Source organism: Ruegeria sp. CDSB114 (genome assembly GCF_059611025.1).
In genome coordinates, this window is sequence record NZ_JBXWOT010000003.1 from 311,712 (window position 1) to 324,435 (window position 12,724).

Below are 12,724 nucleotides of genomic sequence, written 5' to 3' on the forward strand. Positions count from 1 at the left end.
ATGACCAAAATCACTTTTATCGGGGCCGGTTCCACGATCTTCATGCGCAATATCGTGGGCGATGCCCTTTTGACCCCCGCCCTGGCCGACAGCCATTTCGCCTTGATGGATATCGACACACAGCGCCTGGCTGAGAGCGAATCCGTGGCCCGCGCCATGGTGCGCTCGGTCGGCACAGGGGCCACCATAACCACCCATACCGATCGGCGCGCCGCATTGGAGGGGGCGGATTTCGTGATTACCGCCTTTCAGATCGGAGGGTATGACCCCTGCACAGTGACTGACTTCGAGATCCCCAAGCAATATGGCCTGCGTCAGACCATCGCCGATACGCTGGGCGTGGGCGGGATCATGCGCGCGTTACGCACGGTTCCGGTTCTGTGGGACGTGGCGCAGGACATGATGCAGCTCTGCCCAAACGCGACGCTGTTGCAATATGTGAACCCGATGGCGATCAACACCTGGGCTTTGGCCGAACGGTTTCCGACATTGAAACATGTCGGACTGTGCCATTCGGTGCAAAACACGGTCGAGGAACTGGCCCATGATCTGGAGCTGCCCAAGCAGGAGTTTCGCTATAAGGTCGCAGGCGTCAACCATGTGGCTTTCTTCCTCAAGCTCGAGCATCAGGGCCGCGATCTCTATCCTGCGCTCCGACAGGGATATGCAGGTGGACAACTGCCGAAACCGCCCCTTTTGATGCCACGCTGCCCCAACAAGGTCCGATACGAAGTGATGGATCATCTGGGCTATTTCTGCACCGAAAGCTCGGAGCATCTGGCCGAATATGTGCCCTGGTTCATCAAGGATGGGCGCGACGATCTGATCGAGCAGTTCTCGATCCCGCTGGATGAATACCCCACCCGCTGCGTCGAGCAGGTCGAGGACTGGAAGGAACAGGCAAAAACCCTAACCGACGGGCGGGCGGTAGAGGTATGTCGCAGCCACGAATTCGCGGCGGATCTGATGAACGCCATCGTGACCAATATGCCCTACACCGCCTATGGCAACCTGCCCAATACCGGCCAGATCCCGCAACTGCCCTTGGGGGCTGCTGTGGAAACGCCGTGCCTGGTGGACAGCAACGGGGTGCAACCCTCGGTCGTGACCGACATCCCACCGCAGCTGATTGCGCTGATGCGCACCCAGATCAACGTGCAGGAACTGACTGTGCGGGCGCTGACCGACCAGAACCCCGAATACATATACCACGCCGCCATGATGGACCCACACACAGCCGCCGAGCTCGACCTGCAACAGATCCGCAATCTGGTCAGCGATCTTTTGATCGCGCATTCGGATTGGTTGCCAGGCTGGTGCAAACCGGCCAAAGCGGCATGACCAAATATTAAAGGGCTGACAATAATGACAAAAAAACGCCGCTCGCAGCATTGGTATGGCAAGCTGGACAAGGATGGTTTCATCCATCGGTCCTGGATGAAGAACCAGGGCTTTCCCGACCATGCCTTTGACGGGCGTCCCATTATCGGCATCTGCAATACATGGTCCGAACTGACGCCGTGCAATTCCGGCCTGCGCGATCTGGCCGAAGGCGTCAAACGCGGCGTGTGGGAGGCTGGCGGCTTCCCGGTCGAATTCCCGGTCATGTCGCTGGGTGAAACCCAAATGAAGCCCACCGCCATGCTGTTTCGCAACCTACTGGCCATGGATGTCGAAGAATCCATCCGCGCCTATGGGATTGACGGCGTGGTTCTACTAGGTGGCTGTGACAAAACTACGCCGGGGCAACTTATGGGAGCCGCCTCGGTCGATCTGCCCGCCATCGTTGTCAGTTCCGGCCCGATGCTGAACGGCAAGTATCGCGGACAGGACATCGGCTCGGGCACGGATGTATGGAAGTTTTCTGAAGCCGTGCGCGCCGGGGAAATGACCCTGCAGGATTTCATGAATGCTGAATCCGGCATGTCGCGCAGCGCCGGTGTCTGCATGACCATGGGCACCGCGTCGACCATGGCATCCTTGGTCGAAGCGATGGGCATGAGCCTGCCCACCAACGCCGTGCTACCCGCCGTAGATGCTCGCCGAATGGCGCTGGCGCATCTGACTGGCAAACGGATCGTCGAGATGGTGGATGAAGACCTCAAACCCTCGGACATTCTGACCAAAGAAGCCTTTGAAAACGCCATTCTGGCCAATGCTGCCGTGGGCGGATCGACGAACGCCGTGGTGCATCTGCTGGCTTTGGCCGGTCGTGTAGGCATCGACCTGACACTGAAGGATTTTGAGATCGGGTCGGATATCCCGCTGCTTGTGAACTGTATGCCCTCGGGCCAATACCTGATGGAGGATTTCTGCTATGCAGGTGGCGTGCCTGTGGTTTTAAACGAACTCAAACCCTTCCTACGACCGGCCAAAACGGTTCTGAACAAGGATATTTCGGCCCATTACGAAGGTGCAGAATGTTTCAACCGCGATGTGATCCGCCCCTTCAACGACCCAGTAAAACCTGCCGCAGGCCTGCGTGTGCTGCGCGGCAATCTGGCACCGAACGGGGCCATTGTGAAACCTTCGGCGGCCACGGACGCACTGTTGGAGACCGAGGCTGTGGCCCATGTCTTCGAAAGCATCGAAGATATGAAGGCCAATATCGACAGAGATGACCTGCCGGTGACGCCCGAGACCATATTGGTGCTGAAAGGCTGTGGACCCAAGGGTTATCCCGGCATGCCCGAGGTTGGCAATATGCCGATCCCGGCCAAGCTGGTGAAGGACGGTGTGCGCGACATGATCCGTATCTCGGACGCACGGATGTCCGGCACGGCATTTGGCACTGTCATCCTGCATGTCAGCCCCGAAGCCCAGGCGGGCGGCACGCTGGCGCTGGTCAAGACCGGTGACCGTATCCGTGTATCCGCTAGCAAGGGCGCGCTCGAGTTGCTGGTTGACCAAGTTGAACTGGACGCCCGACGCGCCGCATGGCAACCGGACGCTCCGCATTACACCCGCGGCTATGCCAAGCTTTACATAGACCACGTCCTGCAAGCCGATCAGGGTGCGGACCTGGATTTTCTTGTCGGCAAAGACACCCGCCTTGTGACCAGAGAGAGCCACTGATGGACCAACCCGCCACTTTCCACGACCTGAACGGTGCATCCGTCTTTATCACCGGAGGTGGTTCTGGTGTCGGGGCCGCTTTAACGGACGGATTTCTGGCGCAGGGTGCGCAGGTCGCCTTTATCGGGCGCTCCGACGCCAGTGCCTTTGTTGATGAGATGCGCGCCAAGCACGGGCGCGGGCCGCTGTTTCTGCAAGGCGACATGACAGATACCGACCTGCTGCGCGCCACAATGGCCAAAGCCGCCGAGGCCCATGGCCCCCTTGATGTGCTGATCAACAATGCCGCCAACGACAAACGCCATTCGCTTGACGAAACCACGCCCAATTTCTGGGACTGGATGATCGAGGTGAATCTGAAGGCGTATTTCTTTGCCTGCCAAGAAGCAGCACGTCAAATGCAGGACAAAGGCGGATCAATCATCAATTTCAGCTCGATCAGCTATATGATGGGTAATTCCGGTTATCCGATCTATACGACATCAAATGCCGGGATCACCGGGATGACCCGGTCGTTGGCGCGCGAGCTTGGCCCGCAGAAAATCCGCGTTAATGCGCTGGCCCCCGGATGGGTTCTGACACAGAAACAGCTGGACATGTGGGCCACGCCAGAAGATCTGGCCGCACATCTGGAACGCCAATGCCTAAAGGACCACCTGACGCCCGAGGATATGATCGCACCGACCCTGTTTCTTGCGTCGGAAGCCAGTCGCGCCATGACCGGGCAATGCATGGCCGTTGATGGCGGTGTTGTAGTAACAGGATGAGAACATGACAATCGAATGGATCGCTGTTGATTGGGGAACAACTCATCTGCGGGCATGGGCAATGCAAGGTGACACCATTCTGGACCAGGCTCAGTCCGCAAGCGGCATGGACCAAATTCCCCGGGATGGGTTTCAAAAAGCACTGCTGGACCTGATCGAGGGCTGGCTTGGCGATACGGTCATGGATGTGGTCGCCTGCGGTATGGTGGGTGCGCGCCAAGGCTGGGTCGAGGCACCATATTCCGCTGTACCTTCGGTTCCTGTTCCCGATGCACCTGTCCGCGTTCCGGCAACAGATCCCCGTATCCGCGCCTTTGTCGTACCCGGGCTAAAGCAAACAAGCCCCCCCGATGTCATGCGCGGAGAAGAGACACAGATCGCCGGTTTTCTGGCCCACCGGCCAAACTGGGACGGCATCATTTGCCTGCCCGGAACGCATACCAAATGGGTACAGGTCAGCGCGGATGAAGTCGTCAGCTTCCGCACATTCATGACAGGCGAAATCTTCGGATTGCTCAGCAATCAATCCGTCCTGAAACATACGGTCAGCGAAGGCTGGGACGACGCAGCTTTTGCCGAGGCTGTGGCGGATGCCCTGTCCCGACCGGAACAACTTGCCGCGCGCCTTTTCGGCCTGCGGGCCACTGATCTGCTGCAGGGTCAGGACTCCGGTGTCGCACGTGCGCGTCTGTCGGGATACCTGATCGGAGCGGAACTGGCCGCGTCCCGTCCCTATTGGTTGGGCCAGCAGATTGCCATTATCGGGGACCAAAGCCTCTCGGAAATCTATGCCATCGCGCTGAAACAGCAGGGTGCATTTGTTGAAATAGCCGACAGCACGCAATCTACATTGGCAGGTCTTTTGCAGGCCCGAAATCTGACGAGGCAAACCGCATGAGCCGTCCTATCATTGCAATTCTGCGCGGTCTGCAACCCACCGAGGCCGCCGAAGTCGGGCATGCCCTGATCGACGCGGGCATAGACCGGATCGAGGTGCCCCTGAACTCACCCGATCCGTTGACCAGCATCGGCATTCTGGCGGAACGTTTCGGCGATCGCGCCTTGATCGGCGCCGGAACCGTCCTGACTATCGAACAGGTCGATGCGGTGGCCGGGGTCGGCGGCAAGCTGATCGTCTCGCCAAATTTCGACGCTGAGGTGATACAGCAGACGATCAAACTGGGCATACAAAGCTGGCCAGGCGTCTATACCCCGACCGAGACCTTTGGCGCGCTCAGGGCAGGGGCAACCGGGCTCAAACTGTTTCCGGGCGTGATGGCGGGGCCCTCGGGCCTGGCCGCAATACGCCCGATCCTGCCCAAAGACGCGCTGGTCTTTGCCGTCGGTGGTGCAGGCCCCGAAAACTTTGCCGATTGGCTCAAGGCCGGGGCGGACGGGTTCGGGATCGGCTCGGCCCTTTATAAACCGGGAATGGCCGTTGCCGACATTGCAGAGCGCGCGCAAAAGATCGTCTTGGCCTATGACAAGGCCGCCCAATGAGTGTCGTGTTTGACGACCGTCCCTGCGATCTGGGCGAAGGGCCTTTGTGGCACCCGGAACGGGCGCAGCTATTCTGGTTCGACATCACCGGCAACCGCCTGATGACCCAGAAGGACGGGCAGCAGCAAAGCTGGCAGTTCCTGGAAAATGTTTCAGCAGCGGGCTGGGTGGACAGGGACACGCTGTTGATGGCTTCCGAGACCGGGCTGTGGCGCTTTGAACTGAAAACCGGTGAGCGTAGCTTGGTCACCCATCTAGAAGCGGACAATACGGTCACCCGTTCCAACGATGGCCGCGCTGATCCCTGGGGCGGTTTCTGGATCGGCACCATGGGCAAGAACGCCGAACCCGGCGCTGGGTCCATCTATCGGTTCTGGCGCGGAGAGCTGCGGCGGCTGGTGCCGGATGTCACAATCTCGAACGCCATCTGCTTTGCGCCCGATCGCTCTTGCGCCTATTTCGCCGACACGGTCACCAAACAGGTCATGCGCTGGGAATTGGACCCCAAAACCGGTTGGCCCGAAGGCCAAAGCACCGTGTTCCTCAACCTCACCAAAGACCAGTTGAACCCTGATGGAGCAGTGGTCGATACGAGCGGAAATATCTGGATCGCCCAATGGGGCGCCAACCGCGTGGCTGCTTACTCGCCTGATGGTCGGTTCCTGAAGGCGGTCGGTTTTGACGCGGCCCATGCCTCGTGCCCGGCTTTTGGCGGGCCAGACCTGACAACGCTGTTCTGCACCACCGCTCGCCAAGGGCTGGATGCGGCACAGATTGAAACCCAACCTACCAACGGAATGACCTTTGCCGCGCCCGACGCAGGCAAAGGTCAGGCAGAGCACAGAGTCATCCTATGAACCCCGAACTTGGCGTTTGCTATTACCCCGAACATTGGCCAGAGGCGATGTGGGCGGACGATGCAGCACGTATGGTCGAAACCGGCCTGACATGGGTACGGATAGGCGAGTTCGGATGGAGCCGGATGGAGCCCACGTCGGACGATCTGCACTTCGACTGGCTGGATCGCGCAATCGAAACCTTAGGTGCTGCCGGGTTGAAAGTGGTGCTGGGCACGCCAACAGCGACGCCGCCACGCTGGATGCTGGACAAATACCCGGACATGCTTGCCGTGGATGCGCAGGGTCAGCTGCGCAAGTTCGGCTCTCGCAGACACTATTGCTTTAACCACACCGGGTATATCGAAGAATGCGTTCGGATCGCACGTGTCATGGGCGAACGCTATGGGCGCAACCCGCATGTCGCAGCATGGCAGATCGACAATGAATATGGCTGCCACGACACCACTGTCAGCTATAGCCAACCCGCCCTACACGCCTTTCAAATCTGGCTGGAAGGTCAATACAGCACGATTGGAACCCTGAATGCAGCGTGGGGAAATGTGTTCTGGTCAATGGAATATGACAGGTTTGATCAGATCGACCTGCCGAACCTGACAGTAACAGAACCCAACCCGGCCCATGTTCTGGCCTTCCGGCGGTTCAGTTCAGATCAGGTGGTGGCCTTCAACAGAGCACAGGTCGAAGTGCTGCGGCCCCTGACCGATGCGCCTTTGCTGCACAATTACATGGGGCGTGTGCTGGATTTCGACCACTTCGCAGTGGGTGCCGATTTGGATATCGCCACATGGGACAGCTATCCGATCGGGTTTCTATCTGACCGGCTTGAGGCGGATAAGGCACATAAGTCGGCCTTTCTGCAGCAAGGCGATCCCGACATGCAGGCCTTTCATCACGATCTGTATCGCGCTGTGGGGCGCGGGCGTTGGTGGGTGATGGAACAGCAACCCGGCCCGGTGAACTGGGCCCCTTACAACCCTGCGCCTCTGCCCGGTATGGTGCGCCTGTGGTCGCTTGAGGCCGTGGCGCATGGGGCCGAGGTGGTCAGCTATTTCCGCTGGCGGCAGGCGCCCTTTGCGCAAGAACAGATGCATGCAGGGCTGCTGACGCCGGACAACCGCTCTGCCCCGGCTTTGGCCGAGGCACGCCAAACCGCCGATGATCTGGCCGGGCTGGGAGCAATCACACAGGCCAGAGCGGATGTCGCGATCCTGTTCGACTATGCCTCGGATTGGGCCTGGGCGACGCAACCTCAAGGGGCTGGGTTCGACTATTTCAAACTGGTCTTTTCAACCTACCAAGCCCTGCGCCGGGCTGGATTGTCAGTGGATTTCCTGCCTGCGGATAACATCCCAAAGGCAGGATATAAGGTGATCCTTGCACCGGGTCTGGCGACCATCGGACCCGATCTGGAACAACGCCTGACCAATGGTTGTGATCTGGCTGTTCTGGGCCCGCGCTCTGGCGCCATCACGCAGGACTTTCAGATACCCGCAACTGGTCGCCCCGGGCTGACTGCACTGGATTGCACTGTCGATCTTGTGGAAACCCTGCCCCCTCAGGTGACCCGGGAAGTTGATGGTGGCGGCGCAGCCCGTCACTGGGTCGACCGCCTGTCAGGAAAGGCCCCGGGCCTTTTGACATTTCAAGACGGAACACCTGCCCTGAAAGGGACCGACCACATGTGGTATCTGGCCGGGTTCCCGGATGACACGTTATGGGATCGCGTGATCAGCATGGCCGCTGCTCTGACAGGCATTGCCTTGCATCCGATGCCTCAGGGTTTGCGGCGGCGCCAGACCGCCGGGCATACATTCCTGATCAACTACAATTCGGCGCCGGTTGAATGGAACGGCCGGATGATCGAAGCCTGTGATGTGTTCATTCAGGAAAATGACACGCCCGCCGAGGGGTAACCCCGGCGGGCGCAAACTGCGAGGCGCTTAGTTCGCCTGCAAACTGTTGGGATCAAAGGCACCGCCATTGCCCGAAGGCGTTTCAGTACCAGAATCCTCTTCTTCGTCACCCAGAGTATTCGGCGCAAACACATTGCCGAAACCGCTGTTATTTGAGGGTTTCGGGGCCGATTCCTGCGCACCCTCTCCCTCTTGCTCAGCCGCTTCCGCCTCGCGCTTTTTGCGCTGTTCTTCGCGCTGCTTGCGCAGCTCTTGAATACGCAGATCAGCTTCAAGGCGCTTTTGCTCTTTGACATCTGCGACACACTGAGCCGGATTGTAGGCGGTTGCGGTTCCGACCACAGTGATCGTGGCAACCGCAAAGACAACCAGCAGAACCGCAGCAAGGTTCCCGGCAAAGAAGCTGGGAAGCTTGATCTTGCCCGCCAGTTCCTCGACCGTGGCGTTCTTGCGTGCAGCAGCCACCAGTTCCTGTCGCTTCAGCTTGGCCTCGTTCAGCAGGGCAAAGAACACCGTCAGCGCCACGATGATGAAGGCCAGCGCCGAGATCGAGGGCGTGATGCCATAGCGCACCTTCTGCGCCAGTTCGATGGTCAGCGTCGGGTATTCACCAAAGGTGAAGGTGGTGGTGTTGTAGTTCTCGAACGAGGCCAAGAACGCCAGCACTGCCGCGCTGGCAATCGCCGGACGCATGAACGGAAGCATGATCTTGCGGAACGCCTGAGCATGGGTAGCACCCAGATCCAGCGCGGCCTCGGTCAGCGCCATATCATAGCGCTGCAACCGTGCCACCAGCACCAGCATGCAATAGCTGGCGATAAAGGTGGATTGGCCGATCACCGTCAGGAATATCCCGTTTGACAGGAAACTGTCGGCACCCAAGCCCAACATCCGGTTGATCCGGTCCCAGAACACCAGTGTCGAGATACCCAGAACAACGCCCGGGATCAGGATCGGCGCGATGATGACCGTATAGTAGGTCGCACGCAGTTTCGGCCAGATCTGCGTCAGCATCAGCGCGCCCGCTAGACCCATCGCCACCGATAGAACCACCGTTCCGGCGCCGATGATCAGTGAGTTCTTGATGCCGTTCAGGATGCGTTGGTCCTGAAACAATTCGCCGAACCACTGGAAGGTCAGACACTCCCACGGTGTCATCCTTGGGAATTCGGACGAGTTGAAGGCCGTGACCGACATGATCACCAGCGGACCCAGAAGGTACAGGAAGAACAGCACCAGGTAGACCCAGATGCTTACACGGAGGAAGGACAATTTCATTTCCCGATATCCCCCATATTCACCTTGAACAGGCGCATTACGGCCAGCACGAACAAGATACAGGTCACCAGCAGAACGATGGCGTAGGCGGCACCCTGCGGCCAGTCATTGTTGTCGTTGAACTGCTGATAGATCAGCTGCGTGAACCACAGGGAGGACGGCCCGCCCAGAATTTGCGGCGCGGCCAGCGCACCCGCGGACAGCATGAACACCATAGTACAGCCCGAACTGATCCCTGGCTTGGCATAGGGAATGACCACGCGCCAATGGATACGCCACCAGGGGGCTCCCAAATCTCGCGCCGCCTCGATCTGGTTTTTATCCAGACTTTCTATGACGTTATACATCGGGAAGATCATCAGCAGGATATAGGCATAGCCCAGCCCGGCATAGAGCGCGATGTCATTGCGGATGAAATCAAACGGCATATCCCAGACCCCCAGCCCAGTGAACAGCGTGTTCAGTACACCGGTTTCGCCAAAGATGATCCGCAGGGCAAAGGCGCGCAGGATCTCATTGATCCAGTAGGGGATGATCAGCATGATCGCAAAGATGCGGATGTGACTGCCCTTGGACTGACCCAGATAATAGGCGATCGGATAGCACAGGATCAGGTTGAAAATCGTAACGCATACCGCGGCCAGAAGGGTGCGGAAAAACACCCTCAGATCGACGGCGTTATAGTCCTGGCTGCCGCCTTCCGGGCCATAGATCAGGTATTTGTAGTTCTCCAGCGTATAGACATCTTTTGGCCCCCCGATCTCGGGCGGGGGCAGGTTTGGCCGGAATGAGAAATCCAGCATCGACAGCTGCGGCAGGATGATCAGGCCGATGGTCCAGAACAGGACCAAACCGAGTATCATCAATCCCATGCCGGTGCCGTTGCGGTTGAAGAATTCTTTCAGAAAATGGGGCATATTTTTATCCCCTTATTCCGCAGCCAGCTCACCCGCTGGAACCAGAACCGCATTATGGGTCTGATATTCCAACGTGATGGTCTGCCCGGTATGGTCATCGAAAGATTGGCCTAGATTGGGCAGCGATACCTTAATTTCCTTGCCGCCATCGCCTTCGGTGAAAATATTGAAGGCGTTACCTTCGAATTCTTCATGGTTCACGCGGGCGGTTACAAAATGGTCGCCCACTGCACCGTCCGGGGCAATCGCCAGCGCCTCGGGGCGAATGAACATCATCGCGTCATCGCCTTCTTTCAGCTTACCCTGATTTACAGTGGAAATCCGTGCAACCAGATCGCCGGATCGGTTGGTTGCAATCAGCGCCTCATCTCCCATGACTTGTTTGATCTTGCCGCGGAAAACGTTGTTTTCGCCCACGAACGAGGCCGCAAAAGCCGTGTTGGGGTCATTGTAAATTGTCTTGCCATCGGCAATCTGGTCGATCACTCCTGCACGCATTACGGCGATATTGTCCGACATGGTCAGCGCTTCGCCCTGGTCGTGGGTGATGTAGATGAAGGTGATACCAACACGCTTTTGAATCTCGCGCAGCTCGGTGCGCATATGCTGGCGCAGCTTCAGGTCCAGCGCCGAAAGAGGTTCATCCAGCAGCAGTACATCGGGTTCGGCACACAGCGCGCGGGCAATCGCCACACGCTGACGCTGACCGCCCGAAAGTTCGCTGGGCAGTTTGTCGCCCTGGCCCGGCAGCGCGATCATGTCCAATAGCTCATCGGCCCGCTTGCGGCGCTCGGCCGCGCTGGCGCCTTTGATCTCCATCGAGAAAGTGATGTTTTCCCAGACTTTCATCAGGGGAAACAGCGCGAGGTTCTGAAAGATCAGGGCAGTCGGGCGCTTGTTAGGCCCGATGCCGCGCATGTCATTACCACCGATCAGAACCTTGCCCTCGCTGGGGTCCAGAAACCCCGAAACAGCGCGCAAAATCGTTGTCTTGCCGCAACCGGATGGCCCCAGGAACGAAAAGAAATCGCCCCCGTTTATGTTCACATTTGCGTCCCGCACCGCGACAAAATCGCCGAAACGGATCCACAGGTTTTCAAGATCTACACCGACCCCTGCACTCATTTTTGGTATCTCCGATTGATGCGCTTGGTGGTGCGCACCCAAATGGGTTCCGTCACGCAGTGGCGTGCGGGTTGGGAGCCCCCCGCGTTTGGCGGAGGGCACTTTTTTGAAAAGCTATCAGGCGCTTTTGAACTTGTTGACGAACTCGGTCCGGGTTTCCGCATACCAGGGCGCTTCGGCCGGCCACGGATTGAGGTTGGCCAGCGAGTCGCCCGGATAGGCTTCGGCGAAGTTCTTCTTGTAGGTGTCGCCCGAATATTGGTCGGCACCCAGAACGGGCGAGTTGTACCCGTGGCTGTCGATCGCAACACCGGCCGGTTTGGCCTGGTAGGCAAAGTCGATGAAGGCATAGATCTGGTCGATATTGGCAGCACCTGTTGGAATTGCCATACCATCAACCCAGGCCATCGCCCCTTCAACCGGAGCCTGATAATGCACAGGCTCACCTGCAGATTTAAGTGCCAGCGGCGGGCCATCCCATGTCTGACCAACAATCACGCCTTCGTTCAACAGACCGTTCTTCTGTGTGTCGGCGTCGTTCCAGATCAGCTTGATGCGGTTTTTACGTTCGATGCACCAATCTGCGATCTGACCCCAAACCTTGCGCATGGTATCTTCGTCGCCATAAGCGGCCCAGACGGAACCGGGCTCCATCTCGCCTGCGCGCTCCATATACAGGCCTGCGCCCAGCATCATCGAGTGCGCGCGGCCCATGGTTTTACCTGCGTTTGCCTCGGACCAGACATCGCCATAGGACGGTGCATCACCTTCAGGCAGCCACAGGTCAGTCCGATATGCGATGCCTTCGGTGCCCCAGATATGCGGCAACCAGTGCACGCCCGAGTCGGCAAAGTTCCAGGCATCTGTACCAATCGCGGCCATCGCCGGGTTCACCAGATCAATCGGAACCTTGTTCATGTCAAAAGGCTGCAATAGCTCAAGCGGTTCCCACTGCAAAGATCGGTTATTGGTCGGCGACACGATGTCGAAACCCTGACCCTTGGTGGCCTTCATCTTGTTGATGATTTCTTCGTTCGACCCGATACCGGTATAGTTCACCTTAATTCCGGTCAGTGTCTCGAATTCCTGCAAGAATGCTGGCGGCAGGTAATCGGACCACATCAGAATGTTGATCTCACCCGAGGACGCCAGCGCGCTTTTGCTGTACAGCGGTGCAGCAAGTGCTGCCGCCCCTGCGCTCTTCAAGATAGTACGTCTGGAAAGGTTTTTCCGTTCGGCCATATTCGATTCTCCCATAGTTGGACTTTCAGTCCTATTGTTATGCAATC

General features: G+C 58.3%; 11 protein-coding genes. 7 read left to right on the plus strand and 4 right to left on the minus strand.

What is annotated here, in order from left to right:
• The 7 genes from AC2FIP_RS10885 to AC2FIP_RS10915 are packed head-to-tail and all read left to right on the plus strand — an operon-like array spanning position 1 to position 8,115.
• A complete protein-coding gene (locus AC2FIP_RS10885; RefSeq protein WP_496786371.1) occupies positions 1-1,341 on the plus strand; it encodes an alpha-glucosidase/alpha-galactosidase in 1,341 nt (446 codons plus the stop codon).
• Positions 1,342-1,365: 24 nt separating this feature from the next.
• Positions 1,366-3,075 (plus strand): IlvD/Edd family dehydratase, encoded by a 1,710-nt coding sequence (locus AC2FIP_RS10890; RefSeq protein WP_496786372.1) that lies wholly within the window; start codon positions 1,366-1,368, stop codon positions 3,073-3,075.
• Positions 3,075-3,842, plus strand: a complete 768-nt coding sequence (locus AC2FIP_RS10895) for an SDR family NAD(P)-dependent oxidoreductase (protein WP_496786374.1) — start codon at positions 3,075-3,077, stop codon at positions 3,840-3,842. The genes AC2FIP_RS10890 and AC2FIP_RS10895 overlap by 1 nt, the downstream gene beginning before the upstream one ends.
• A 4-nt stretch (positions 3,843-3,846) precedes the next feature.
• Positions 3,847-4,740: a 2-dehydro-3-deoxygalactonokinase gene (locus tag AC2FIP_RS10900; protein WP_142636158.1), complete on the plus strand. Its 894-nt coding sequence runs from the start codon at positions 3,847-3,849 to the stop codon at positions 4,738-4,740.
• Positions 4,737-5,342, plus strand: a complete 606-nt coding sequence (locus AC2FIP_RS10905) for a 2-dehydro-3-deoxy-6-phosphogalactonate aldolase (RefSeq protein WP_496786375.1) — start codon at positions 4,737-4,739, stop codon at positions 5,340-5,342. The genes AC2FIP_RS10900 and AC2FIP_RS10905 overlap by 4 nt, the downstream gene beginning before the upstream one ends.
• Complete coding sequence (locus AC2FIP_RS10910) at positions 5,339-6,199, plus strand: SMP-30/gluconolactonase/LRE family protein (protein WP_496786376.1); 861 nt, start codon at positions 5,339-5,341, stop codon at positions 6,197-6,199. Before AC2FIP_RS10905 ends, AC2FIP_RS10910 begins: the two co-directional genes overlap by 4 nt.
• Positions 6,196-8,115, plus strand: coding sequence for a beta-galactosidase (locus AC2FIP_RS10915; protein ID WP_496786378.1), 1,920 nt, complete (start codon positions 6,196-6,198; stop codon positions 8,113-8,115). The genes AC2FIP_RS10910 and AC2FIP_RS10915 overlap by 4 nt, the downstream gene beginning before the upstream one ends.
• A gap of 27 nt (positions 8,116-8,142) precedes the next feature.
• Here AC2FIP_RS10915 and AC2FIP_RS10920 read toward each other — a convergent pair whose 3' ends face one another.
• The 4 genes from AC2FIP_RS10920 to AC2FIP_RS10935 all read right to left on the minus strand — a co-directional run bounded on the left by AC2FIP_RS10920 (position 8,143) and on the right by AC2FIP_RS10935 (position 12,677).
• Positions 8,143-9,393 carry an ABC transporter permease gene (locus AC2FIP_RS10920; protein ID WP_496786379.1) on the minus strand — a complete coding sequence of 417 codons (1,251 nt, stop codon included), beginning with the start codon at positions 9,391-9,393 and terminating at the stop codon, positions 8,143-8,145.
• Positions 9,390-10,310 (minus strand): ABC transporter permease, encoded by a 921-nt coding sequence (locus AC2FIP_RS10925; protein ID WP_142636148.1) that lies wholly within the window; start codon positions 10,308-10,310, stop codon positions 9,390-9,392. Before AC2FIP_RS10925 ends, AC2FIP_RS10920 begins: the two co-directional genes overlap by 4 nt.
• Before the next feature lie 12 nt (positions 10,311-10,322).
• On the minus strand, positions 10,323-11,435 hold the full coding sequence (locus AC2FIP_RS10930) for an ABC transporter ATP-binding protein (RefSeq protein ID WP_142636146.1): 1,113 nt from the start codon (positions 11,433-11,435) through the stop codon (positions 10,323-10,325).
• Between the two features lie 117 nt (positions 11,436-11,552).
• Positions 11,553-12,677 carry an extracellular solute-binding protein gene (locus AC2FIP_RS10935; RefSeq protein WP_142636144.1) on the minus strand — a complete coding sequence of 375 codons (1,125 nt, stop codon included), beginning with the start codon at positions 12,675-12,677 and terminating at the stop codon, positions 11,553-11,555.
• Positions 12,678-12,724 lie beyond the last annotated feature (47 nt).